Annotated in this window: 17 protein-coding genes; 8 read left to right on the plus strand and 9 right to left on the minus strand. The window is 67.7% G+C overall.

What is annotated here, in order from left to right; all coding sequences use genetic code 11:
• The first annotated feature begins 3 nt into the window (after nt 1-3).
• From tssM to BLV92_RS28975, 4 genes are all read left to right on the plus strand, one after another.
• The gene (gene tssM / locus BLV92_RS28960) at nt 4-4,023 is read left to right on the plus strand and encodes a type VI secretion system membrane subunit TssM (protein ID WP_090552330.1); all 4,020 of its coding nucleotides are present in this window, start codon (nt 4-6) and stop codon (nt 4,021-4,023) included.
• Between the two features lie 66 nt (nt 4,024-4,089).
• Nucleotides 4,090-6,504: a type VI secretion system Vgr family protein gene (locus BLV92_RS28965; protein ID WP_090552333.1), complete on the plus strand. Its 2,415-nt coding sequence runs from the start codon at nt 4,090-4,092 to the stop codon at nt 6,502-6,504.
• Nucleotides 6,505-6,605: 101 nt separating this feature from the next.
• The gene (locus BLV92_RS28970) at nt 6,606-6,872 is read left to right on the plus strand and encodes a PAAR domain-containing protein (protein ID WP_090552334.1); all 267 of its coding nucleotides are present in this window, start codon (nt 6,606-6,608) and stop codon (nt 6,870-6,872) included.
• A gap of 15 nt (nt 6,873-6,887) precedes the next feature.
• Nucleotides 6,888-10,331: an RHS repeat-associated core domain-containing protein gene (locus BLV92_RS28975; protein WP_090552337.1), complete on the plus strand. Its 3,444-nt coding sequence runs from the start codon at nt 6,888-6,890 to the stop codon at nt 10,329-10,331.
• Here the strand turns inward: BLV92_RS28975 and BLV92_RS28980 are convergent.
• The 8 genes from BLV92_RS28980 to BLV92_RS32795 all read right to left on the minus strand — a co-directional run bounded on the left by BLV92_RS28980 (nt 10,212) and on the right by BLV92_RS32795 (nt 19,112).
• Nucleotides 10,212-11,630, minus strand: coding sequence for a GlcNAc-transferase family protein (locus BLV92_RS28980; RefSeq protein WP_143040750.1), 1,419 nt, complete (start codon nt 11,628-11,630; stop codon nt 10,212-10,214). The genes BLV92_RS28975 and BLV92_RS28980 overlap by 120 nt on opposite strands.
• Nucleotides 11,631-11,658: 28 nt before the next feature.
• Nucleotides 11,659-12,666, minus strand: a complete 1,008-nt coding sequence (locus BLV92_RS28985) for a fimbrial protein (RefSeq protein WP_090552338.1) — start codon at nt 12,664-12,666, stop codon at nt 11,659-11,661.
• 78 nt (nt 12,667-12,744) lie between these two features.
• A complete protein-coding gene (locus BLV92_RS28990) occupies nt 12,745-13,848 on the minus strand; it encodes a type VI secretion system protein TssA (RefSeq protein ID WP_090552341.1) in 1,104 nt (367 codons plus the stop codon).
• 18 nt (nt 13,849-13,866) lie between these two features.
• On the minus strand, nt 13,867-14,910 hold the full coding sequence (gene tssG / locus BLV92_RS28995) for a type VI secretion system baseplate subunit TssG (protein ID WP_090552342.1): 1,044 nt from the start codon (nt 14,908-14,910) through the stop codon (nt 13,867-13,869).
• Between the two features lie 4 nt (nt 14,911-14,914).
• Nucleotides 14,915-16,795 carry a type VI secretion system baseplate subunit TssF gene (gene tssF, locus BLV92_RS29000; RefSeq protein WP_090552345.1) on the minus strand — a complete coding sequence of 627 codons (1,881 nt, stop codon included), beginning with the start codon at nt 16,793-16,795 and terminating at the stop codon, nt 14,915-14,917.
• 1 nt (nt 16,796) lies between these two features.
• Entirely contained in the window at nt 16,797-17,315 is a 519-nt protein-coding gene (tssE, locus tag BLV92_RS29005) for a type VI secretion system baseplate subunit TssE (protein ID WP_090552346.1), read from the minus strand.
• Nucleotides 17,312-18,151: a type VI secretion system accessory protein TagJ gene (locus BLV92_RS29010; RefSeq protein WP_090552349.1), complete on the minus strand. Its 840-nt coding sequence runs from the start codon at nt 18,149-18,151 to the stop codon at nt 17,312-17,314. Before BLV92_RS29010 ends, tssE begins: the two co-directional genes overlap by 4 nt.
• Nucleotides 18,135-19,112: a TagK domain-containing protein gene (locus BLV92_RS32795; protein ID WP_244283968.1), complete on the minus strand. Its 978-nt coding sequence runs from the start codon at nt 19,110-19,112 to the stop codon at nt 18,135-18,137. Before BLV92_RS32795 ends, BLV92_RS29010 begins: the two co-directional genes overlap by 17 nt.
• 339 nt (nt 19,113-19,451) lie before the next feature.
• Between BLV92_RS32795 and tssH the strand changes: the two genes are divergently transcribed.
• The 4 genes from tssH (at nt 19,452) to BLV92_RS29035 (ending at nt 24,814) form a co-directional block, all read left to right on the plus strand.
• Nucleotides 19,452-22,127: a type VI secretion system ATPase TssH gene (tssH, locus tag BLV92_RS29020; protein WP_090552350.1), complete on the plus strand. Its 2,676-nt coding sequence runs from the start codon at nt 19,452-19,454 to the stop codon at nt 22,125-22,127.
• A 590-nt stretch (nt 22,128-22,717) separates the two neighbouring features.
• Nucleotides 22,718-23,854 carry a porin gene (locus tag BLV92_RS29025; protein ID WP_090552353.1) on the plus strand — a complete coding sequence of 379 codons (1,137 nt, stop codon included), beginning with the start codon at nt 22,718-22,720 and terminating at the stop codon, nt 23,852-23,854.
• Nucleotides 23,855-24,086: 232 nt separating this feature from the next.
• Complete coding sequence (locus tag BLV92_RS29030) at nt 24,087-24,428, plus strand: type II toxin-antitoxin system Phd/YefM family antitoxin (RefSeq protein WP_373681858.1); 342 nt, start codon at nt 24,087-24,089, stop codon at nt 24,426-24,428.
• Complete coding sequence (locus tag BLV92_RS29035; protein WP_090552355.1) at nt 24,425-24,814, plus strand: type II toxin-antitoxin system VapC family toxin; 390 nt, start codon at nt 24,425-24,427, stop codon at nt 24,812-24,814. Before BLV92_RS29030 ends, BLV92_RS29035 begins: the two co-directional genes overlap by 4 nt.
• 33 nt (nt 24,815-24,847) lie before the next feature.
• Here BLV92_RS29035 and BLV92_RS29040 read toward each other — a convergent pair whose 3' ends face one another.
• Nucleotides 24,848-25,933, minus strand: coding sequence for a LacI family DNA-binding transcriptional regulator (locus BLV92_RS29040; protein WP_090552357.1), 1,086 nt, complete (start codon nt 25,931-25,933; stop codon nt 24,848-24,850).
• Between the last annotated feature and the right edge of the window lie 269 nt (nt 25,934-26,202).

A 26,202-nucleotide genomic window follows, 5' to 3' on the forward strand; every position in this document is an offset into this window, starting at 1 on the left:
CGAATGTCCTATCTGAAACGCTTCTTCAAGTTCGTCTGTTCGCGCCACACGCTCGTGTTCGTCGCGATCGTGCTGGTCGCGGCGGCCGTGTGGTTCATCGGTCCGCTGCTCGCGTTCGGCGACTATCGGCCGTTCGACAGCGTGTCGTCGCGCGCGATCGTGATCGTCGTGCTGCTCGCGTTGCTGCTGTTCGGGCTGCTCAGGTGGTCGCCGGCGCCGATCGTCGTCGCGATCGTCGGCCTGCTGCTGTGGCATCTCGGCCCGCTGCTCGCGTTCGGCAGCGTGCGTCCGCTCGCGCCGATGTGGTCGCGCGTGCTGCTGGTGTCGGCGCTCGTCGCGTGTTACGCGGTGTATGGTCTGTACCGGCTGTGGCACGCGATGCGCAACAACGACGCGCTGCTGCAACGCATCCTCAATCCGTTCGCGAGCCGCGCGACGCCGGAGCAGATCGCGCGCGACGAGCTTCGCGTCGTCCAGTCGGCGGTGAGCCGCGCGCTCGACCGGCTGCGGCGGATGCGCAGCGGTTCGTCCGGCTGGCGTCGGCTGTTCGAGAACCAGCGTTATCTGTACGAACTGCCGTGGTACATGGTGGTCGGTTCGCCGGGCGCGGGCAAGACCACGCTCGTGCTGAACTCGGGCCTCGATTTTCCCGATGCGGCGCAGATGAACGCGTCGTCGATCCGCGAGCGGGTCGAGACGGCGAATTGCGACTGGTGGTTCACGAACGAAGCGGTCCTGATCGATACGGCCGGCCGCTACACGGTGCAGGACGGGAGCGGTGCGTCGCCGGGCAGCGACGCCGGCCCGCAGACGAAACCGGACGCCGCGGCCGTCAACGCCGCCGAATGGCGCGGCTTCCTCGACCTGTTGCGCAAGCGCCGCCCGCGCGCGCCGATCAACGGCGCGCTGCTGGTCGTGTCCGTCGAGGAACTGCTGAACCGCTCGCCGGCCAGCCGCACGACGCTGGCCGCCGCGATGCGCGCGCGGCTCGGCGAACTGCGTCAGCAACTCGGCGTGCGCTTCCCGGTGTACGTGCTCGTCACGAAGCTCGACCTGCTGCCGGGCTTCGCCGAGTATTTTCAGTCGTTGACCGGCGAAGGCCGCTCGCAGGTGCTCGGCTTCACACTCGGCTACCGGCAGGACGGCGGGCAGGACGGCGAGCCGGAAGGCGCGCAGGACTTGCGGCAGCGTTGCGCGGCCGAAACGCGGTTGCTCGAACACCGGCTCGAAGAGGGGATCAACGTCCGCCTCCAGGAAGAGTACGAAGGCGATCGCCGCAAGAAGCTGTACGCGTTTCCGGGCGAGTTCCGCAGCCTCGCGGCGCAACTGCTCGACATGATCGGACTCGTGTTCCTCGACTCGCGTTACGACGACACGCAGCTCGGCAGCCTGCTGCGCGGCGTCTATTTCACGAGCGCCGCGCAGACGAACGAAGTGATTCCGGCCGATCGCACGACGCTGCTGCAACGGCTGCGGCGCGGACTCGCGGGCATCACCGGCGAAGTCGCGGCAGCGGTCGCGCCGGCGAGCGCCACGGCAAGTGCGGCGGCGAGCGCGCCGACCGTCTATCGCGGTTATTTCCTGCGCAGCCTGTTCCAGCGCGTGATTCTCGCGGAAGGGCATCTGGTGCGGCCGAATCTGCGCTGGGAGTTCCGGTTCCGCACGCTGCGCGTGGTCGGGCATCTGCTGTCGGTCGTGGTGGCGGTTTGGCTGATCGGCGCGTTGATCGTCAGCTTCGGCAACAACCGCGACTACCTCGCGGCGATCGGCAAGAAAACCGATGCGCTCGCGCAGCGGGTCGGCGGCTTCCGCAAGGTCGCGCAGCCGGGTGCGATGGCCGGCGTGCTGTCCGCGTCGCGCGATCTGCCGCAATATCGCGACCTCGATCTGGACAGTCCGGGCGGCGCGTATCGCTACGGGTTGTACACGGCGCCGCCGGTGGTCGACGCCTCCGACACGACCTACGCGAACCTGCTGACGCAGATGCTGTTGCCGCAGGTGAGCGGCCGTCTCGAAGCCGTGCTCGAAACGCAGCTGCGGGCCGGCGACGCGGACGGCGTGTACCGGACGCTGTCGATCTACCTGATGCTGTACGAGGCCGCGCATTACGACGCAAAGGCGGTCAAGGCATGGGTGCTCGACGACTGGGAGCACGCCGGCACTGGCGCCGCGATGGGCGACCGCAGCGCGATGGCGCGGCACCTCGATGCGCTGTTCACGGACGGTCGGCGGGTCACGCCGCGCGCGCCGCTGAATGCCGACCTCGTGCAGCGCGCGCGCGATTTTCTCGATCGCAATCCGGTCGCGGGACGGCTGTATGAACGTGCGGTCGCGGACATGCAGAAGGACGCGCCTGACAACATCACGCTGACCCGCGCGGCCGGCCCGCAGGCGGCCGCGGTGTTCGCGCTCGTTGCGGGATCGACGCTGGAGCGCGGCGTGCCGGGCCTCTACACGTACGACGGTTATCACGACGTGTTCAACCGCCGCCTGCCGGAATTTCTCGCCCAGGCGCAGACGCGCGATGCGTGGGTGATGGGCCGCGACGACGCCGGCTCGAAGCTCGCGCGCCAGGCCATCGCGCGCGTACCGGGCGCGGATCGGGACAAACTCGCGGACGAAGTGCGGCGGCAGTATCTGACCGATTACGGCAACTACTGGCAGCAGTTCCTCGACGACATCCGTCCGCTGAACGGCAGTCCGGCGGGCGGCATCGCGCTCGACCTGCAGGCGCTGCGCACGTTGTCCGCGCCGGAGTCGCCGCTCGTGAAGCTTGCGCGGACGGCGGTGCACGAGACCTCGCTGACGCTCGACGACAGCCCCGACGACCCGTCGCTGACCGATGCGGCCGTCAAGGCGCTCGGCCGGCGCTCGCGGGCCGTGCGCGCGGCGAGCGCGGTTGCCGGCGCGGCCGCGACGATCACGCAGATCGCGCAGCAGAAGCTGGAGAAGGAACTGGTCGACAACCGCTTCGCGGCGCTGCGCCAGGTCGTGACCGGCCAGGCGGATACCGGCAGCGGCCCGGCGCTCGCGGGCGGCGCGACGGTCGGCGGCAGCACGCTGCGGCTCGACGACATCATGGGGCTGCTGAACGAGCAGTATTCGCGGCTGTCGATGGCCGGCAACGTGCTCGCGACGAACGCGATGCCGCCGCCCGACGACATCGGCGGCCGCTTGCAGATCGAGGCGACGCGGCTGCCCGCGCCGTTCCGCGCGCTGCTGTCGGGCATCGCGTCGCAGTCGATGCAGAAGGTCGATCAGGGCGTCGGGTCGCTGCTCGCGCTGCAGGTCGATACGAGCGTCGGCGACACGTGCCGTCGCGCGATCGAAGGCCGTTATCCGTTCGCGGCGGGCACGCGGGAAGTGGACATCGGCGACTTCAACCGCGTGTTCGCGCCGGGCGGCCTGCTCGACGACTTCTTCCAGAAGACGCTCGCGAACCACGTCGATACGAGCCTGCGGCCGTGGCGCTACCGTCCGGTCAGTCCCGGCATGCCGACGTTGCAGGGGCCGAGTCTCGAACCGTTCGAGCGCGCGGCGGCGATCCGCCAGGCGTTTTTCCGCGACGGCGCGCGGATGGATTGGGAGATCGGCATCCGCGTCGCGTCGATGGACCCGGACATCACCGAACTGCTGCTCGACATCGACGGCCAGACGATGCGTTACGTGCATGGGCCGGTGAAAGTGTTTCCGGTCGCGTGGCCGGGGCCGCGCGGCGGGTCGATGGCGTCGATCACCGCGAATCCGCCGATGCGGTCCGATACGTCGACCGCGCTGACCGACGGGCCATGGGCGCTGTTCCGGCTGTTCGACCGGGGCCGCCCGACGCGGACGTCGGCCGGGCGGCCGGCGATCGACTTCGATTTCGACAACCGGCATGTGGTGCTCGAACTGGCGTCCGGCGGCCAGTCGGGTCCGTATGCGGGCAGTCTGCTGAAGGGGTTCCGCTGCCCCGGCACGGGCGGCGCGGCAAGAAGCGTGAATGCAGCATCGAGGAGTTCCAGACTCAACGAGAGTTCGTAGCGCGTGGGTTCGGCACCGGCACGCGATGCCGGCGCGCGCCGCGAACGATCAGGATCGGGGGAAAGCATGTCAGACAATCTGTTGGAAAACACCGTGTTGCAGCGTCGTACCGTCACGGTTTCGAGCGCGGCGATGCCGCAACTGCTCGGCCGGCCTGCGCTCGAATTCATGTCGTTGAGCGGCGAGGAGCGTCTCGGCAGGCTGTTCGAATACGAACTGCTGCTGCGCACGCCGGACGACTACAGCGTGCCGCTCGCGATCAGCGCGAATGTCGATCTGAAAGCGCTGCCCGGCAAGGAAATGACGGTCACGATCGAACTGGACGGGATGGGCGAGGGCGCGCTGGGCGGCGTCGGCGCCGGCACGCGCGAGATCAGCGGCTTGATCTCCGATGCGCAGTACCTGCGCCGCGAGAACCGCTACAACGTGTATCGCGTGGTGCTGCGGCCGTGGCTGTGGCTCGCGACGTTGACGACCGACTACAAGATTTTCCAGGACAAGACGGTCATCGAGATTCTCGACGAGGTGCTGAAGGACTATCCGTATCCGGTCGAGAAGCGTCTCGACGTCGCGCGTTACGGCGTGCATGGCGAAAGCGGGCGCAACGAGCCGCGCGCGTTCCAGGTGCAGTACGGCGAAAGCGACTTCACGTTCGTGCAGCGGCTGATGGAGGAGTGGGGAATCTACTGGTTCTTCGAGCATTCGGACGGCAAGCATCGGCTCGTGTTGTGCGATCACGTCGGCGCGCACCGGAAGCCCGATAGCGCCGAATACCAGCAGCTTGCGTATCTGCCGCAGGGCGGCAAGATCGACACCGAGTACCTCAGCGAATTCACGACCGGCGAGTCGTTGTGCAGCGGCCGTTATCTGACGAGCGACTTCGACTTCACGCGCTCGCGCGCCGACCTGCGTTCGATCAACCAGCAGCCGCGCGACACGAGCTGGAACACGCTGGAGTATTACGAGTGGCCGGGCGACTACACGGACGGCCCGCATGGCGAACTGCTCGCGCGCACGCGGATGGAGGCGCTGCGCGCGCCGGGCACTCGCGCGCTCGGCAAGGGCAACGTGCGCGGGCTCGCGTGCGGGCAGACGTTCGTGTTGACCGGCTACGACTACACGGACGCGAATCGCGAATACCTGGTGCTCGCATCGAAGCTGGAACTGACTGGCATCGCGGACGAAACCGGCGGCGACGCCGAATACACGTGCCTCAGCGCATTCGATCTGCAGCCGACGAGCGAGGTGTTCCGGCTGCCGCGCGAGACGCCGAAGCCGACCGTCAGCGGACCGCAGTCCGCGATCGTCGTCGGGCCGCCGGGCAGCGAACTGTGGACCGACGAGTTCGGCCGAGTGAAGATCCGCTTCACGTGGGACCGCTACGGCCGCAATCTCGAAACCGACTCGTGCTGGGTGCGCGTGAGCCAGGCATGGGCCGGCGCGAACTTCGGCGGCATCTACATTCCGCGTGTCGGGCAGGAGGTGATCGTCGATTTCTGGAATGGCGACCCGGACCGGCCGCTGATCACCGGCAGCCTGTACAACACGCTGACGCCGCCGCCGTGGGAACTGCCGGCGAACGCGACGCAGAGCGGTTTCATGAGCCGCACGATCGAAGGCGGGCTGGAGAACTTCAACAGCATCCGGTTCGAGGACAAGACCGGCGTCGAGGAGTTCATGATCCAGGCGGAGAACACGATGAACCGCCTGACGAAGGTGAACGAGGCGCACGTGGTCGGCGTCGATTACACGATCGGCGTCGGCGGCATGCACGGCGTGACGGTCGGCGGGCTCTTTTCGAGCTGCGTCGGCGGCGCGGCGACCTACGCGGTCGGCGGCGCGCAATCGACGATGGTCGGCGGGGCCGACTACACGACCGTCGGCGGCGTGGCGGGGCTCACGGTCGGCGGCGCGTACACGGTGTCGGTCGGCGAGATGATCTCGATCGTCTGCGGCAAGTCGTCGTTGACGATGACGAAGGATGGCGTGATCAAGCTGATCGGCAACCAGGTGCGCATCCAGGGCGGTGACGAGGTCGTCGTGCAGGGCTCGCCGCTGAAGCTGAATCCGGGCGATTCGGACCTGGGCGGCGTGATCGCGACCGTCGTGAACACCGTGGCCGCGTTGCCGCCAGTGGTCGTATCCGCGCTGGGCGTCGCGCCGAAGATTCCGGCGCTGCCGATCATCATTCCGGATCTGACGCTGCCGACCGTGCCGCCGCCGCCAACGACGGAGACGCCGCCGCCAACGACGGAAACGCCGCCGCCAACGACGGAAACGCCGCCGCCAACGACGGAAACGCCACCGCCAACGACGGAAACGCCACCGCCAACGACGGAGACGCCACCGCCAACGACGGAAACGCCGCCGCCAACGACGGAAACGCCGCCGCCGACAACGGAAACGCCACCGCCGACAACGGAGCCGCCGCCGCCGCCGACAACGGAACCGCCCGACGAATCGTGGAACCCGTGGAGCTGACATCGCGATTGCGCGCGCCGAACGCGCCGCGCGCAATCGTCCCGCATCCGCTAACCCGCTAACACCCGTCCGAACAAGGACGAACAAGGAGCCACCCCATCATGTTTCCGGCAGCAAGACTCGGCGATCCGATCGGACACGGCGGCGTTGTCGTGTCCGGTTCATGCGACGTGCTGATCAACGGCATCCCGGCCGCGATGGTCGGCGCGAGCGTGGCTGTCTGTGCGCTTCATCCGTCCGCGCAGGCAGTGGTGCTCGGCTCGGGCACGGTGTTCATCAATAACCTGCCCGCGACGTTCCTCGGCGGCATCACGTCGTGCGGCGCGCCGATCGCGTGCGGGTCGCCGGACGTGTTCGTCGGCGTCTGACGCCGGCGCATCGGCATGGCGGCGGGAATCGGTGGCCTGGGCGGCGTGCTGGCCGGACTGCCCGGCACGTTGCTGAAGTCGGTCGAGGCCGCGCCGCACGTCGATCGTTGCGGGCGGCTCGGCGACGTCGCGGACCGCTACGGCGCACGCCGTGCGCTGTCGGGCATCGTGTGCGGATCGGTGGATGCGCTGACGGGCGCGATGCTTCGTTTGCCGGCGCGCGAAACCGACTTCACGCTGCGCGGGCGCCTGCCGATCGGCTGGTCGCGCTTTCATTCGAGTGGACTCGTTGCGATGGGCGTCGCACCGGGCCTGCTCGGCCCCAACTGGCGCACGCAATGGGAAGTCACGCTGCGGCGCGCCGGCGACCAGTTGACCTATACCGACGAACAAGGCCGCGCGATCACGGCGCCGTTCCCGAAGCCGGGCTCGCAGGTGATCGTCGCGTCGGAGTCGCTGCACATTGCGCATCTGTCCAATGGGCGTTTCGTCGTCGCGGACCTGACGCCGCACTACCGGGTGTTCGGCGGCTTCGACGCGAACGGCGTCGCGCGGCTGAAGTATGTCGAGGATCTGCATCGTCAGCGCGTCGGCTGCATCTGGGATGCGGATGGGCGGCTGCTGCGCATGCGCGGCACCTGCGGACACGAACTGCGCTTGCACTACGACGCGAAAACCGGCGCGCGTGTCGCGGCGATCGAATGCGTGGACGGCGGTCCGGCCGGCCTGTTCGTTCAGTACGGTTATAACGGTCGCGGCGAACTGGCCGAGGTGCGCAATCGCGTCGGCGACGTCGTGCGGCGGTTCGTTTGCGACGATGGGCGGATCATGGAGGAAACCGGTCCGCTCGGTCTGGTCACGCGTTACCGGTGGCAGACACTGGATGGCGTCGCGCGCATCGTCGAGCGGACCACGTCGGACGGCGCGCGCGAGCGTTTCGCCTACAGCGTCGATAGCTGGACGAGCCAGGTGACCGACGTGTTCGGCGACACGGCGACGTGGCGCTACGACGAACTAGAACGCGTCGTGTCGCATACCGGTTTCGACGGACGCCGCTACGGGTTCGACTATGACGGACCCGGCGGCCCCGTGGTGCTGCGGCTGCCGGGCGAGCGCATCGTGCGTCTGTCGCATGACGCGTTAGGCCGCATCGAGACGGAGACCGATCCGCTCGGCCATACGCGAACGACGCAGTACGCGTTCGCGACTCGCGAGCCGGTCGTCGTGACCGCGGACGACGGCCGCACATGGCGATGGGAGCGCAACGACCGGCTTCAGCCGGTCCAGCATCAGACGCCGTCCGGCGCGATCACGCGGATCGAATACGGCGCGGACGGTTTGCCGACTCGCCACACGGACGAACAGGCGCTCGTGACGACATACGAGCACAACGCGCGGGGCCAGCCGGTGCGCCGCATCGAGGTCGACGGCGCGACGACGCTGTACGAGTACGACGACAACGGTTACATCGTCGGCGTGACCGATGCGCTCGGCGGCGTCACGCGTTTCGAATACGACGGTCTTGGCCGTCCGCTGACGGTGACGCGGCCGGATGGCCGGCTCGAACGCCATGTGTGGAATGCGCTGGGACAGCGGACGTCGTTCGTCGGCGCGGGCGGACAAAGCCTGCACTGGTTTCGCGACCGGCGCGGCAACGTCGTGCGGGCCGTCGACGAAGAAGGGCATGCGACGCTTTACGAATACGACGCGCATGGCCGACTGACGCGCGTCGAGAGCGCGAACGGCGCGATCCAGCGGATCGAATGGAACGCGTCCGGCTGCACGTCGGCGATCGATGCCGATGGTGTGGTCCGCACGTTCGATTATGCGGACTGCGGCGCGATCGGGCGGATCGTGACGAAGGCCGGTCAACTCGAACGCGCGGAGAGCTACGCATACGACATCGCGGGCCGCGTCGTCGGCCGCGACACGCTGCATAACCGCTATGCGTATTTTCATTCGGCGCGCGGCCAACTGGAACGGATCGTCCGCACGCCGACGCTCGAAGGCGAGCGGCTCGGTTTGGTGTCCGACGAGGTCCGCTTCGAATACGATGCGGACGACCGTATCGTCGCCGAGCACGGCGCGAACGGCGAACTGCGTTACACGGTGAATCCGGCCGGCCGCGTGGTGGCGATCACGCTGCCGGAGGGCCAGGTGCTGACGATGCGCCGCTACGTGACCGGCGACATCGCGCAGATCGAATTGGGCAGCCGCGAAATTTCGCGATTCTGGTACGACGCGCTGCATCGGATGATCGCGCGCAGGCAGGACGCGTTGACGACGCACACCGCCTATACGCCGCTCGGGCAACCGCTATGGTGGCGCGCGGTGACCGGCGATGCGGCGGAGCCGTCGGAACGCGATCTCCAGCTATGGCTCGCGGCCGACTATAACGCGTCGGACGCGGTGGTCGGGACGCAGGGGCCGGCATACGGACGCATCCACTACGACCACGACCGGCGCGGCGGCCTGCTACGACGGATCTCGGATCAACTGGGCGTCGAATATTTCACGTGGGACGCGGCCGGCAATCTGCTCGATACGCCGGGCAGCAACTGGTTCCCGGCGGTTTACCCGGACCACCGGATACGCGAATGCCGCGGCTACCGGTACGAGTACGACGCGTGGGGGCAACTGGTCCAGCGCAGCGGCCGCGATCATGCGGTGTCGCTGGAGTGGGACGCCGAAGGCCGCGTCATCGCGGTGCGCCGGCGCGGGCGCACCGTGCGTTACCAGTACGACGCACTCGGGCGGCGGATCGCGAAGTTCGTCGAACCGGCGTCGTCTGCGCGCTCGGCGCATCCGGAGCGCGACGACGCGACCCGTTTCGTGTGGCAAGGCCATCGGCTGTTGCAGGAGCGGCGGCTGGACCGGCTGCGGACGTACCTGTACCAGCCGTGTCGCGACGATGCGCGCGCGTATGCGCCGCTTGCGTGCATCGATCAATGGTTGTCCGACACCGGCGAGGTCAAGGAGACGCGCGTCTATCACTACCACACCGACACCGCCGGCACCGCTGTCGCGCTGACCGACGAGGCGGGCAACGTCGTGTGGCGCGGACGTTATCGCGCGTGGGGCCATCCCACGCTGCACGAGTGGGGCGAAAGCGCGGTGTTGCAGCCGCTTCGCTATGCGGGGCAGTACGCGGATGACGAAACCGCGCTTTGCTATAACGGCGCGCGTTTCTACGATCCCGACGCGGGCCGCTACGTGAGCCCCGACCGAACCGCGCCCGCCGGCGCGAGTCCGTATCGTTACGCGCCGAATCCGCTTACGTGGTGCAATCCGTTGGGGACCGCGGTGCCCGTGCGTTCGGCGGGGATCGCCGCGGCAGCGTCATCCGTCGATCGGCTGTTCGACCCGGCTCAGCAACTGGCCGGCATCGTTCGCCAGTTCGACGACGTACCGGGCTGGAATCCGTTCGAGCGTGGCTTCGAACGCGGCGTGAAGATCTAGCCAGTCCGCGCTTCGGTGCTTGACCAACTGCTCCGCATCGAGCGTCCGGTGATGCAGCGCCGTTCCGGCTGCGTCGTAGATGGCGACGCGCGCGAGCGTCGCGGACGACAACACCGGCTGCGCATCCGCCGCCGTTGCTTCGCGTTCGAACGCACTGCGATGCACGCACACGCGGACGTCGTTCGAGCGCAGCATCGACGCGCACCACGCTGCGTCCGACACGGGCCGCACCGCACCCGGCACTGGCGGCAGTCCGTCTAACAACGTCTGCTGGACGCCGCGGCGCGCGAAGTCGAGCCCCGCGTACGCTTCGTAATCCGCGATGGTTCGCACGGTCCCGAAGCCGTATCGGCCGAAACGATCGTCCGCGAGCGAGTGGCCGTCGGTGCCGAACAGTTCGCGATTGCGCTGCATCGCGCGCGCGTTCCGCTCGCTCCAGTGTTGCTCGACGTGTCCATTCTCCTTCGCGCCGGTCGAATGGTCGTCCCACACTTTCGCGCTCTGTTTGCGCGTGTACTCGTGCCATGCGGCTACACGATGCGGATGATACAGATCGTAGCCGTGCGTAAACGCGCGGACCGAGATCGAGATTTCCTCGCCTTGAAAAAAGTAGTCGGGGTCGTGCTGGACGTTCTCCGCGAAATGCCCGTCCGCGAACGCGAAATGCGCGCTGTAGAACCGCGCGCGGACGGGCCGTGTCAGCGTTGGCCAGTCCGGCAGCGCGTTCGACCGGAACTGCGCAACACCATCGGAACTGAAACGGCTGAACACCATGAGCAGCGGCGCGCTGTCCGCGGGCGGCGGTCCGCCGTCGGGGCGAAACGCCGGCAGATAGGCGGTCAGCAGCGGCTTCGGACTTTCGTCGCGCAGCGATTCGAGCATGTCGATCAGCAGCGCGTCCCAGCGGACGACGAAACGATGGTGCGAATCCAGTTGCAGCGTGTACCGCTCGCCGCGATAACGCTGCTGGATCAGATTGCGCGCCCAGCACGCGCCTTGCGTCGCGAGGTGCGGGACGTCGATCAGTTCGACCTTCGCATCGAGATAGTCGAGGTGATGCACGTCCCAGGCGTCGGTCTTTTCGACGCGCCATTTGCCGAAGCCATGACGCCAGAACGCGCCGAGCGGTTCGTCCGGCGCATGCTGCCAGCAGACGACGATCCGCATCCGGCGCGGCCGCCGCGACTTGCCGATCAGGTCGACAAGTGTCGGCAGCAGTTGCGGATCGCGGTAGCTGGCGATCTGCACGAAGATCGAGTCGTCGTGCGCGTCTTGATGCAAGGCGGGCAGCGTGGTCATGCGGCTTTCCGGAACCGGGAAGGACGGGTCAGAGAATGCTCAGCGTGATCGTCGCGGTCGCCTGGATCTTGCCGGTCGTCGGTGTCGTGCTGCCGACGCGCAGCACCGTCGCGTCGAGCGCGAACGGCGACTGCATCGCGCCGCCCGGCGCATGAACCAGCGTGCTGTTCGGATCGTTCGGCTTCAGCACGGTGCCGGACGACGGTTCGCTGAGCCGGATCGCGAGGTTCTGCGCGCCGGTGTTCTTCAGCAGGCTCGCGTCGTCCGTGTCCGGCGTGCCGGCCAGCGCGGCGGTGATCGACACCGGCGGCGTCGGGCCGGTGCACTGCATCGTGAAGTTGACCGGCTGCGTCGGGCCGGACGTTGTGGACACGTCGCGCGGGCCGAACGTGCCGAAGTCGATGTTCAGCGTGCTGGTGTTGACGGCGCAACTCGGCAGCACCTTGATGTTCACGGTGCCGGCATCGAACGTCAGGATTGTCTTGCCGTCCTCGGCCGTACCCTGCGCGATCGGTCCGAACACGACGGTCACGTTGCTGCCGATGTCGCCGGTCTTGATCAGCTTGATCCCGAAGCGCGACGTGGGCGCCAGATAGCTGTAAGTGACGCCGCCGGTCGCGTTCGCGGCGACTTTCTGCGTGAACGGGAACACGAGGTTGACGCCCGTGCCGATATACGCGAGCTGGAAGCCGACGCCGGGTACGTTGGTTTGATAGACGTTCGGCAGCGCGGACGGCGTCGCGGTCAGATAGCTGAGGAACAGGTTGCCGCCGTTCGGGCAGACAGCGACGGCGGTGTTCGTGACGATGGGCATCGACTCGCCGGACGTGATTTCCGAGCCGATCGGCAGGTCCGGATCGATCGATACCGAGCCTTGCTGAAACAGCACCGTGACCGGCAGCGTCGGCTGGCCGATGCCGGTTCCATTCTGCTGCATCTGCGCGATGTCCGCCGCGGAGAGCTGCGCGCACGCGGCAAGCGCGCCGCGCGACAGCGCGAGACTGGCGAAAAGAAGAAAAAAGACGAGTCGTTTCATCATGCGTTCGTTCCGAAGGATGACCGCTGTGCGGTGCGATTGACGGGATGGAAGGTCTGGGCGGCGCGGCGGCATCTGTCAGGTGTCGACGCCGTCCCATGCGGCGAGCAGGTCGGCCGGGATCGCGTGCGCGAGTTCGGCGAACCGCTTGCCGACCATGCGTTCGGACTGGCGCAGCAGCACGACGACCGGACTGCTCGGTTCGTTCTGCTCGAACCAGATGCGCGTGTCGCGGATCGCCGCGAGCGCGCTCCAGCGGTCCATGCGCGCCGGAGCTTGCGCGACGCCGGCGGCGGGCGGATCGGGCGGGCTGCCTGGCGGCGTGGTTTCGTTGGGCGGCGACATGGAGTGCGACGCGGGTGACGGCGATATTTCGGTTGCGGGAACGGCTGTCGCCGGCGTGGTCGCGGCAACGGTCGCCGCGACTGTCGCTGCAACTGTCGCGCCGTCGTGTGCAAGCTGTGCCTGTGCAAACGGCAGAAGCAACCGGTTCAACGCGCCGAGGTCCGGCGCGTCGATGCCGAGCGTCTGCGCACACCAATCTGCGATTCCGGCTGCGAACCGCTGCGCGTCCGCGAGCGCGACCATCGTCGCATCGCGCCGGCCCCATAACTCGTTCAACAGCCGCGACGCGGATTCGGGCGCGAGCGCGTCTTTCGCGCGCGGCGTCGCGAACGCCTTTTCGATATCGCGCAGATGCAGTTGCACGCCGGCCGCTCTCGATATCGCGATATCACGCGCGTCGGCCAGCAGGCCGTCCGGGTCCGAGAGCGCGCCGATCGCATTCGCATGCATCACCGGGTCGCGCTCGCCTTCGAACAGCGGAACCGGATGCAGCGCGTCGCCGTAACCTTCGAGCAGGCTCTTCACGAACCCGAGGCCGTCGCGCAGGCCGCTTGCGCCGCCCTGGCGGGTCCGGCAGCGCAGCAGGACCACCGCGACGCGAAGGTCTTTCGTGCGCAGCAGCAGCGCGCGGCAGTCGCGTTCGATCTCCGCCCAGTTTGCCGGTTGCGGCACGTCGACGAAATCGCCGTACTGCGCGTCGCGCTTTGGCGCGACGGCCGTTTGCAGCATCACGAACGCCGGGTCGTATTCGAGGTCGGGGCCGCACGGCGCGTCGCCGGAAACCGGCGCGAGCAGATCCGCGTAGCGCAGCGGGGCAGAGGACGGATTCGCGTTCATCGACGGGGCTCCAGGAGGTCAGTCGCGGTACTGTTCGGGCTCGAAGACCATGCCGATCACCGGCCGGTCGTCCAGCGATTCGCCGAGCCACGTCGAATAACCGAGCCGCTGCGACGCGTCCGCGCGCGCCGGCGGCGCGGCGTGCGGCTTCACGAGCAGTTGCACTTCCCAGTCGTATTCGTGGCCGACGAACGCGCGCACCCATTCGACGAGCGTCGGCAGGTCCGCGCCGTGCGGCGTGAGGCGCAGGTACGGGTCGAGGTCGAGCGGCCCGACGACGAGCCGGAACTTGTGCTGGCAGTCCGGAATCGCTTCGCCGAGCAGCGCGCCGTCGCCGACGATCGCGGTGACGCCTGGCCGGCCGAGTTGCGTCTGCCGGTCCGCGTCGAGCGTGATCCAGTGACGGACGAACTCCTCGACCGCGAACGGCACGCCGAAGTAGTGCGACAGCGCGGACGCGAGGCCGTCCGGATTGCGCGCCTCGCGCACCAGATGCGCGGCCGCGCTGAAGCGCGCGTGGGTCGGCAGGCACGAGCGCGCGGCCTCGGCCGGGTCGGTGCCGGTCAGGCTCGCGACGTAGAACGAGAACGTTTCGTCGCGCGGCCGGTCGAGCGACGCGGTGGACTGCGCGGACGCCCACGCGCGATAGAACAGCGACAGCGCGCGATGATGAAACAGGTCGGTGAAATCGACGAGCGTGTGGTCCTGATGACTCTCGGTGCGGCTGTACGCGATCTCGGTCATGTGCAGCGGCAGCGGCCCCTGCGGACCCCACAGGCCGAGCCCGAACAGCCGGATGTCGAGCCGCCCGCGCCGCGTCGACAACGCGGCGATCTCGCGCGGCGCGAACGCCATCGACGGCTGCTGCCCGATGCGGAACGGTTCGTCGCGCGGCAGGCAGGCCGCGCCGGGCAGCGGCATCTGCGGGTCGCGCGCGGCGACCGCGCGCAGCAGGCTCAGGAAGCCCGCCTGCCACGGCCGGCATGGGTCGAACCACGCGTCGAGCGCCGCCGGAGAGAGGGGCGAGGCGGTGTCGATGACGAGCGTGTCCGGCGCGTTCATCGTGTCATACCGCGCCGCGCCCGCCCATCCGGGGCGGCCAGCAGGTGACGACGCCGCGCTGCATCGAGCGCAGTTCCGTTTCGGTGAACGTGTTGATCGAAACGTGGCGCGCGAGGTAATGCTCCAGCACGAGGCCGAACAGATACGGGCTGATGCCCGAGAAGCCGGTTTCGTCGATCGTCAGTTCGCAGCGCACGCCGCGTCCGTACACGAGCAGCCCGTGGCCCGGCAGCCGCCGGACGACCGGCTCCGTGCGCGCGCCGACGAGCGCGTCGATCTGCCGTGTCTGCTCGCGCTCGCCCGGCGATACGAACAGGCGCAGCAGGTTGCGCAGCGCCTGGCCGCCGTCGCCGTGTTCGAGGTCCGCGAGCGGCATGTAGTTGAAGCTCAACTGACGGATCAGCCGCCACGCGGTTTCGCCGGCGGCGAACGGCGCGCGCGGCGCGCTCGGCGGATGCACGAGCCGCACGCCTTCGACCGGCACCGAATCCGACATGATGAGGTCGGTCTTGCCGTTGCGCGGAATGAGGCGCGGCAGATCGCGGTTCGTGACCCACGCCTCGACCGACAGATAACGAATGTCGTCCGGATACGGCGCTTCCGCCTGATCGACGAGCGACACGTACACCTCGGTGCCGATGTACGGCGTGCGCGTGCCGTACTTGCGCGCGTTGGCGGACAGCGCGCGCTGCTCGCGCCGCACCGAAAAATAGCGGCCATGGTTGCCGACGTCGCTGTGCAGCGTCTGGTACAGCGGATTGAACACGACTTCGAGCGACGTCTCGGCCTTCTGGCCGAATACGCGCGACACCGAGAAAATCTCGTAATCGAGCGGCCGGGTGCGATCCGCGAGCAGATGGAAGTCGGTGAGCGCGCGGTTGATCTCGACGCGGTCGGTCCGTTTATGAAACAGGTTCACGACCGGCGTGCAGAACAGCAGGAAACGCGACGCATCGACGTGCGTCGCGAGTTGTTCCGGCAGCCGGTCGAGCAGCAGCACGATCTCCGCTTCCTTGCTGTCGACGCGCGACAGTCCGGCCGCAAGCTGCGTGAGCGCGAAGAAGTAAAAACGCTGACGGCACGCGAAGTATTCGTGCAGCAGGTTGTGTCCGTGAAACACGTTCCACGGCAGCGGCAGCAGCCCCTGGTCGGCGCGCAGCCCCTCGAACTCGACCGGCGCTTTCGCGACCACGTGGCCGTCGCCGCGCGCGGCGCCATGGCTGCGGACCACCGACGCGACGCTGCCCGCGTGGATCAGTTCGAACAGGTGCGACGCGATCCGCTCGTCGCCGCCGATATAGACGGTGAGCCGGTCTAGCCCGGTCATCTGGCTGAACTTCACCTCGCCGGTCGTGCGCAGCCGCAGACGCAGCGCGCCGCGCAACTGCAGATGCGGCAGCAGATGACGCCCGGTGTCCGGAATGTCGGGCGGCACCGCGGTCAGCGTGGCTTCCGCGATCTCGACCGGCCACAGCACGACGTCCTGGCTGTTGCGGAACTCGCACGCGGTCTGCTCGCCGGGAGGAATGCCCGAGCGCAGCATGCTGTGACGCGGCACCTTCAGCCCCTTCGTGAAGTCGCCTTCGCGCAGGCTCGGCAGCAACTGCGCGACCGCGATCGACGGCGTCGGCGCGACGTAGTTCGGATAGACGACTTCCAGCAGCCGCTGCGTGAAACGCGGGAACTCCGCGTCGAGCTTGATCTGCGTGCGCGCGGACATGAAGCAGAACGCCTCGATCAGCCGTTCGACATACGGGTCCGCGACGTCGATGCCCTGCATGCCGAGCCGGCGCGCGATCTTCGGGTGCTGCGCGGCGAACTCGCCGGCCATTTCCCGCATGTACGTCAGCTCGCGGCTGTAGTAGTCGAGGAACTGCGGGTCCATGTCAGTTCCGTCCGCGTGCGCCGGTGTCGAGCGTCACGTTGTTCGTTTCGAAGTCGAACGTGCTCTGGATCTGGAATTCGAACGGATACGGCGACCAGTGCATCAGCCCGTGGATTTCGAGCGTCAGCTTGTTGTAGCGCAGCGGGTCCGTGCGGCGGTCCGGCAGGATGCGCAGCGACTCCGGGATCAGCCGTGGCTCGAATCGCGTGATCGCTGTGCGGACCAGTTTTTCGATGTCCTCCCAGCTTCGGTCGGTCAGATAACCGCCCGACAGCGCCGGCATCCCGTAATTGATGACCGACGCGGCGGCGGCCGGGTGACGCGCCGCGTCGATCTCGTCGTCGAGGCTCGTTGTATTGAGCAGCAGGCTCAGGTCGCGCTGCACGATGCCGCGCATCGCGTCGGCGTTCGGAGCATAGGCTTCCGGCCGCTCGCTGCGCTGCGACGGCGCGTCGTCCATCAGGCGATCGAGCAGCGACGGCAGGAACGCCTGCCGATGCCAGGTGTCGGGTTGGGTCATTGCGGGTCGCCGTCGTGCAGGAAGCGGCATGTGCCGATTTCGAGCAGGCCGAAGTCGCCGCGGTCGGTCGCCCACGTTTTCTGCCCGGTCGCGAGCACGCCGGTGCTGCCGACGTTCGTCCACGTCGTTTCGCGCGCGAGCTTGATGTCGGCCGGTCCGCTTTCCGAGCCCGGATAACGGACCGGCACGTAACCGCGCAGCACTGCGCCGCTGCGCAGGATCGCGGTGGCGGCACGCCAGACGACGTCGGTCAGCGTTGAGACCGGCGTCATCACGAGCGACTGCATCGTGTCGAACGGCACCCACCGGTAGCCGCCCGCGACCGCCATTTCGCAGACCGGGCCGAGCCGGCTGTCGCTGTCGGTCAGCCAGTCGAAGGCGCCGGTCTGCCCGCCGTCGCCGCGAGTCGCGGGCGCGCCGTTCAGCGCCGCGTCGCGCAATGCATCCGCGCCGGCGACGTCGCCCTTCGCGAGCCGTTCGTTTGCGCGCAGCAGCGTGTCGAGCCAGGCCGGCGGCGGGTCGATGAAACCCGGCGTGCGCAGGCCGGCGAACACCTCGGTGCGAAACAACTCGCTCTGGATCAGTTCGCGATGCAGTTGCGCGCGCGGCCTGCCGTCCGGTTCGAGCGTGGCCCACGTCTGCAACTGCGTGAGCGCGCGCTGCCATTCGCCGTCCACGCACAGCAGCTGGAACAGCAGCCAGCGGTCGCGGCTGTTCGCCGGACGCTGGCGGACCGATTCGGTTGCGCGCGCCTTCAGTTCGTCGAAGGTCTGCGTTTGCAGCAGTTCGCGCAGCGTCGGCGCGCCGGAGGCGGGCAGGTCAGCGGAGATTCTCATGGTCGGGGCGGGGTTTGTCGTATTCGGTGGCTGGCAGGTCGAGGTGGCTGTCCACGCTCATCAGGTGATGCTCCTCGCGCGCGAGCCGCGCGGTCTGCGTCGTTCGCGGCGCGACGGACCGCAGCGGCGCGAGCAGCGCGAGAATTTCGTGCCGCGTTTCGTCCTCGAAGATCCGGTCCGCGCCGAACGGATCGAGGCCGTCGAGCACGGTGTCGATGTTCTGGCCGACGACCAGCAGGTCGATCAGCGACAGGCCGGACGGCGTCGCGTCGGCGTCCGCGAACGGATCGCGCGGCGGCGTCGCGACCGGTGCGCGCTCGACCGCCGACGCGTTCGTCAGGTCGGCGTGCGGGTTGGCGTGCGCATGGCGGCGGACGCTTTCCGGATGCAGCAGCGCCTGTTCGTATTCGGCCGAGAGCTTTGCGAGCGGGTCCGTGTTGCCGCCGTCATGGCCGTCATGGCCGTCGAGCAGCAGCGCGGACGGGCCATCGGGCCGGCCGCGCTGGCTTCCCATCGTCGTGTGCAGGCTCGCCGGATAGTCGTGGTAGCGCTCGTCGAGCGCCGCCGGGCCCGCGAGCGCGATCAGATCGCTGAAGTCGTTCGGGGCGGCGGTGGTTGCCGCGTTCGCCGCGTTCGCGTTGTCCGTACGGTCTTTGGTCTGGTCCTCGGCCCGATCGGACGGAACATCGGGCAAAACGACAGCCGGCGACTCCGGCGCGAGCGACGGCCGCGGATGCGACGAATCCTGCACCGCGCGCAGCGGGAACACGTTGCCGCGCCGCGTTGCCGACAGCGGCGCGCCGCTCGACGACACGCGGGCAAGCGGCACATGAGGCGGCACGTGCATCGCCTGCGGAGGTTCGTCGCGTGGGCCGTCGACGGACAGCAGCGTGCGCGCGAGCGTCCTGATCCGGCCGCGCCCGATGCGAGCGTTGTCCCAGCGAGCGTGGTATCCGGTCATCGCTTGATAAAAACGGTCGAAGTCAGCAATCAGTCTGCAATCCAGTCAGCATCGGCTCGCGGCTTCGCGCCGGACACCGGTGCAAGACCGCGAATGGAAAACAGGAAGCCAGAGAAGCAGCAGGAAACCCAGCAGCAGGAAACCCGCATGAACTTCCTGTTACCGCGAAGCCCATCGTACTGATGCGCAAGCGGGCGGAATATGGGCGACGGCCCAAATACATCGCGTCTTCGTCGCTTTATCCTTGCCCATGTGTCCTGCATGGCGTTGGCGCGAATGTCGCCGTCGCGTTGTATGGATCGATGGATCTCTTTTAATCGCGATCTTCGCAACAGAATCATGTCCATTTCACGCCACGCGCTGTTCGGAAAACTCGGCGCGACGCTTTTCAGGAGCATCGAGTCCGCGACGGCGTTCTCGAAGCTGCGCGGCAATCCGTACGTCGAGCTGGTGCACTGGCTGCATCAGTTGCTCGCGCAGCCGGACAGCGACCTGCATCGCGTGCTCCGCCATGCGGGCATCAGCCGCGAACTGCTCGACCGCGACATGCAGGCCGCGCTCGATGCGTTGCCGGCCGGCGCGAGCGCGCTCAACGACTTCTCGCATCACGTCGAGGAGGCGATCGAGCGCGCGTGGGTGCTCGCGACGCTCGCGTTCGGCGACCGGCGCGTGCGCGGCGGCTGGCTCGTCGCGGCGCTGGTCGAAACGCCGTCGCTGCGGCGCGTGCTGCTGTCGATCTCGCCGGCGTTCGCGAAGATTCCGCTCGACGGGCTGCACGACGCGCTGCCCGCGTGGATGGACGGCTCGCCGGAAGCGGCCGACGAGCCGTACGACGGCAGCGATTTCGCGCCGGCATTGCCCGGCGAGCATGCGGAAGCGATCGCGTCGCCGCGCCACGGCGGTTCCGCGCTCGACCAGTACTGCACGGACCTGACCGCGCGCGCCCGCGCGGGCGGCATCGATCCGGTCATCGGCCGTGAACTGGAAATCCGCACGATGATCGACGTGCTGTTGCGGCGGCGGCAGAACAATCCGCTGCTGACCGGCGACGCGGGCGTCGGCAAGACGGCGGTGGTCGAAGGGCTCGCGCTCGCGATCGCGGCCGGCGACGTGCCGCCGAAGTTGGCGGACGTGCGGCTGCTCGGCCTCGACGTCGGCGGGCTGCTCGCGGGCGCGAGCATGAAGGGCGAATTCGAGGCGCGGCTGAAGTCGGTGCTGGAAGGCGCCGCGAAATCGCCGGCGCCGGTGGTGCTGTTCGTCGACGAGATTCATACGCTGGTCGGCGCCGGCGGCCAGGCCGGTACTGGCGACGCGGCGAACCTGCTGAAGCCGGCGCTCGCGCGCGGCACGATCCGCACGATCGGCGCGACGACGTGGGCCGAGTACAAGCGTCACATCGAAAAAGACCCGGCGCTGACGCGGCGTTTCCAGGTGTTGCAGGTCGCGGAGCCGGACGAGCGCGCGGCGATCGACATGGTGCGCGGGCTCGCGCGGACGCTGGCACGGCATCACGGCGTCGTCGTGCTCGATGAAGCGCTCCGCGCGGCGGTCTCGCTGTCGCATCGCTACATCCCGTCACGGCAACTGCCGGACAAGGCGATCAGCCTGCTCGACACCGCATGCGCGCGCGTGGCGCTGTCGCAGCATGCGCCGCCGCGCGAATTGCAGCGCGTCCGCCAGCGGTTGCAGGCGGCGCGCGTCGAGGCCGAACTGCTCGAAGACGAAGCGCGCATCGGCCTGGGCCAGGACGACACGCTGGCCGCCGCGACGCGTTGTATCGCGGAACTGGAGACGCACGCGCAAAGCGTTGAGGCGTCGTGGCATGCGCAGGCCGAAGTCGCCGGCGCGTTGATGGCCGCGCGCGCTTCGGGTGCCGAAGCCGATACGGAGCGCGCGTCGATCGACACGCTGCGCGACCTCGAAAAAGCGTTGTCGAGCCTGCAAACCGACACGCCGTTCGTGTTTCCGGAAGTGAACGAGGGGATCGTCGCGGAGATCGTGTCGGACTGGACCGGTATTCCGGTCGGCCGGATGGTCACCGACGAAGTGACCGCTGTGCAGACGCTGCCGGCGACGCTCGCCGCGCGCGTGATCGGCCAGTACGACGCGCTGGTCCGCATTGCGGAGCGCGTACAGACCGCGCGCGCGGGTCTCGCGGACCCGCGCAAGCCGCTCGGCGTGTTCCTGCTGGCCGGGCCGTCCGGCGTCGGCAAGACCGAGACGGCGCTCGCGCTTGCCGAGGCATTGTATGGCGGCGAGCAGAACCTGATCACCATCAACATGAGCGAGTATCAGGAGGCGCATACGGTGTCGGGGCTCAAGGGCGCGCCGCCCGGTTACGTCGGTTATGGCGAGGGCGGCGTGCTGACCGAGGCCGTGCGACGGAGCCCGTATTCGGTCGTGCTGCTAGACGAAATCGAGAAGGCGCACACCGACGTGCACGAGATGTTCTACCAGGTGTTCGACAAGGGCTATATGGAGGACGGCGACGGCCGCTACATTGACTTCCGCAACACGACGATCCTGCTGACGAGCAACGTCGGCGCGGAGTTGACCACGAGCCTGTGCGCGGACGACGCGCTTGCGCCGGACGGCGACGCGCTTCGGTCGGCGGTGCAGCCCGAACTGCTGAAGGCGTTCCCGGCGGCGTTTCTCGGGCGCGTGACGGTCGTGCCGTTCCGGCCGCTCGGGCAGGCGTCGCTCGCGCATATCGTGCGGTTGCATCTGGATCGCGTCGTCGCGCGGATGGCGGACACGCATCGGATCGAACTCGCTTATACGCCGGGCGTCGTCGATTACATCGTCGCGCGTTGCCTGGTGCAGGAGACCGGCGCGCGCGTGCTGATCGGTTTCATCGAACAGCACGTGACGCCGTCCGTCGCGAGGTTGTGGCTCGACGCGTTTGCGTCGAAGCGCGCGCTCGCGCGAATCGATATCGACGTCGCCGACCCGGATGCCGGACCTGCGGGCGCGCTAGTATTTCGCGCGTCGGAAGGGGCTGCGTCTGCTGCATAAACGCGGTCACTGAATATGACCATATAGCTTGTTTGCCCAGAGGGCGTTGCGGCATATCGATCTCGCCGTCAACCCGGCTCGGTCTTGAACGAAGGTATAGCGCGACCATCGTTCTCCGCATTGCATGCGATGATGTTGTGGCCCGTATGCTTCATTTTCCATGGGTGAAAATGAAGCGCGGGGTAACTGCGTCACGCGTCTACGCAACTCGCCACGCCCATCGTCGCATCGATACAACATCGATTGCCGCGCAACGACTTTTGTCGTATCGACCGTCCGCGGGCATCCACTCGGATGCCCGCGTGACCAACGCTCCCGCGCCTCGAATCCCCGCCGAACCCACCAGCCTTCCGCCCGGAAGTGACCACCGCGGGTAGCCACGAACCGCGCGCTATCCGAACCGATTCTCTAACGCAACCGCGCGCGTGCACAGCATTTTCCCCTACGCGCACACAGTCGAGCGCCAGCAGCGCCATCCCTATAATCGGCAACGAAATGCAGACGCGCATTTCGAAAGCAGCATCGGAGACAGCGGTGAGAGCGGTTTCGCGCATCCGCTTGGGGACTAGTTGATATAGTAAGGATAACAAATGAAAAAGACAGCTATTGCAGTCGCGCTCGCGGCAGCGGCAACCGCAGCGCATGCGCAAAGCAGCGTCACGCTGTACGGTCGTATCGACAACGGTATCCAGTACGAAACCGGTTCGCGCACAGGCAACCAGCTCGCCGCGGAAAGCGGCAACTGGGGCTGCTCCTGGTTCGGCCTTGAAGGCTTCGAGGATCTGGGCGGCGGCACCCGCGCGTTGTTCAAGCTCGAAGGGCAGTTGAACACGATGACCGGTTCGCTGGCGGGCGGTCCCGGTGCGCTGTTCAACCGTCACGCGGTGGTCGGCATGGAGAACGACCGGTTCGGTACGTTCAAGATGGGCAACATCGGCGCGGGCGAAATCCAGCAGGATAGCTGGGGCGCGGACCCGCAGTTGATGCAGCGTTACGCGATCTCGTCGCTGGTGCGCGGCCGCAACTGGCCGACGGCGGTCAACGGCGGTTTCGAATATCAGACGCCGAGCTGGAACGGCCTCCAGTTCAAAGGTCAGTACGAACTGACCAACAACGCGAAATGGAACGAGTCGACCACGTCGCAAGGCCGGTCGAACGGCCTTGAGGCGACGTACACGTTCGGCAGCGGCGATTTTCGCGTGATCTACGACGAAATCCGCAGCCCGGACGGCAAGTTCGACAATGTCTATGCGAACTCGCGGTCGATCCTGGTCGGCGGCACGTACGTCGTCGGCCCGGTGAAGTTCTACCTCGGTTATCAGCACCTGAGCGCGCCGGATGCGACGAACGCAAGCGTCGGCGTGACCGACGCGTCGCAGCCCGCCGGCGTCTCCGCGCCGACCGCGGTCAACCACGAATGGGTCGGCGCCGCATGGCAGGTCAGCGCGGCCACCGCGTTGACGGCCGCGGTGTTCCACGCGAACGCGAACAACGGCAACGGCAACGCGACGATGTTCACGCTCGGCGGCACGTACAACCTGTCGAAGCGGACCTTCCTGTACACGGAAGCTGGTTACGTCCGCAACAGTTCGACGTCGAACATCCCGTTGAGCGGCGGCAGCTACGGCAACAATTTCGACTCGGCGACGAGCACGGTGTTGAACGGCAACCCGAACTACGGACGCAGCCAGGCCGGCATCTTCGCCGGCATCATGACGCTGTTCTGAGCCGGCGACGCCGAAGAAACCTTCGAATCGGCGCCCATCGAGGCGCCGCCTCGCCAAAAGCCGGTGCGAGCTGCGCGCACCGGCTTTTTCACTTTTTCACGTTAGCGACCGGGTTAACGACCCGCTTGTACCGGTTCCAGGCCGCCGCGACGGCGTGCAACCGTCTCCGCCGCCTCTCCACCCTCGACCGCCTGCCGTCCCACGATTCGGGAATACCCGCTTTCGCGCACCCTTGAACGACCGCGTTTCGGCGTGCTATCGTGCGGACGTTATCGGTAACGCTAAACCGGACATGCGGCAGTCCGGCTGGCGCAAATTCATGCCGCAGGGGGAGATCGCAATGGAAAAGCGGGTGTCGAAAGCAGTGTTCAAGTCGAAGGCGTGCGAGTTGTTCCGTCAGGTGGAGCGGCTCGGCGAGAGCGTCGTCGTCACGGATCGCGGGGAGCCGACGATCGAAATCCGGCCGTATCGCAGCCGGCGCAAGAACCCGCTCGACGCGTTGCGCGCGTCGATTCTCCATTCCAACCTGAACGGCCAGGGCGAGCTGACCGTCGAACACGCCGACAAGCGATGATCGTGCTGGATACGCGCGCGCTCCTCTACTGGGTGGGCGGCGGCGACGAACTCAGCCAGGCGGCGCGCGCTGCGATCGATCGCGCGCTGGAGGGCGGCGGCGTCGCGATCTCGACGGCGAGCGCGCTCGAAGTCGCGCAATACGTCGAGAGCGGGCATCTCGCGCTGTCGATGGACACGCGCAGCTGGCTGTCGACGCTCGTGTCGATCGAAGGCGTGCGGATGGTGCCGGTGGATACGGCGATCGCGGTGCGGGCGGCGTCGATGTCGTCCGCGCTGTCGTCGTATCAGCGGATGGTCGCGGCGACCGCGCGCACGCTCGACAGCGCGCTCGTCACGCCCGACCCGAAGGTCGGTCAGCTCGCGCACGTCGAAACGATCTGGTGAGGGTGACGCGCGCCGCGCGGGGCGTCCCTACCGTCACTGCACCTTGCGGTGCGCGCGGCTATGCACGGTGTGGTGGCGGCGCGGCGCGCCCGCGTGCGCGCGACGCGGCGTGGCCGGCGCCGGGCCGGTCGAAGCGCGGATCACCAGTTCGGCCGGGAACGTGATCCGCTGCGACGCGGCTTCCGTCCCGGCGATCTGCGCGAGCAGCGTGTTGACCGCCGAACTCGCCATCTGCTGGAACGGCTGCCGGACCGTCGTCAGCGCCGGGTGAAACTGCTCGGCCATCGGAATGTCGTCGAAGCCGATCACCGAGATGTCGTCCGGCACGCGCAGCCCCGCCTCGCGAACCGCCGCGATCACGCCGAACGCGCTCTGGTCGTTCGCGGTGAAGATCGCGGTCGGCGGCTCCGCATGGTTCAGCAGCCCGAACGTCACGTCGAACGCGGTCATCTGCGACAGGTCGCCGGTCGCGACGAGCGACGGGTCGTGCGCGAGTCCGGAGCGCGCGAGCGTGTCGTGATAACCGCGCTCGCGGTCGCGCACGCCTTCGATCGTGTCGCCGCCGCCGAGGAACGCGATGCGCTTGTGGCCCAGTTGCACCAGATGCTCGACGGCCATGCACGCGCCGCCGTAGTTGTCGACCGACACCGACGGAAAGCGGCTCAGCGTGCCGCGCTGGTCGATCACGACGACCGGGATGTTCGCGGCGGCGAGCGCGTCCAGATGCAGCGCCTCGCCCGGCAGGATCGCGAGCAGGCCGTCGGAGAACTGGCGGATCAGCCCGAGCACGTCCGGATGCGAGCGGCCGTCGTCGGACACCGTGTAGACGAGCACTTCGGAGCCCGCCGCGCGCGCCGCGCGCCCCGCGCCGAGAATCAGTTCGCTGGAGAACTGCGTGTCGAGCGTCGGCGTGATGATGCCGACGATGCCGTTGCGGCCGCCGGACAGCTTCTGCGCGGTGCGGTTCACGACATACCCGATGTCGGACGCGATCCGCAGCACTTCGTCGCGCGTTTCGCGCGACACGCCGGGGCGGCCGTTCAATGCGCGCGACGCGGTCATCTGGGACACGCCGGCGAGCTTCGCGACGTGCGCCAGCGTGGGAGTTTGCTTTGCCATGCCTGACGGTCTGTTTCTGATGGTGTGAACGCGTCGGCGTGACTGCTCGCCGTTAGCGCTATCGTTATGGCTACGAACATTCTAACAGAACAAAAACGCAACCCGGGTTGGCGCTTTCCATAACGACGCTCTCCCGCCATGCGCCTCGCGTGCACGGCGTTTTGCGCCACGTGCAGGCTGGGCGAGCGAAATCGGCCGGCATAATCGGGTTAACCCCGGATAGTAGCGGGGACGTAACGTTATTAACATGCTTTAACGTTAACTCTAAC

Origin of the sequence: Paraburkholderia caballeronis, assembly GCF_900104845.1 — a bacterium.
Lineage (GTDB): Bacteria > Pseudomonadota > Gammaproteobacteria > Burkholderiales > Burkholderiaceae > Paraburkholderia > Paraburkholderia caballeronis.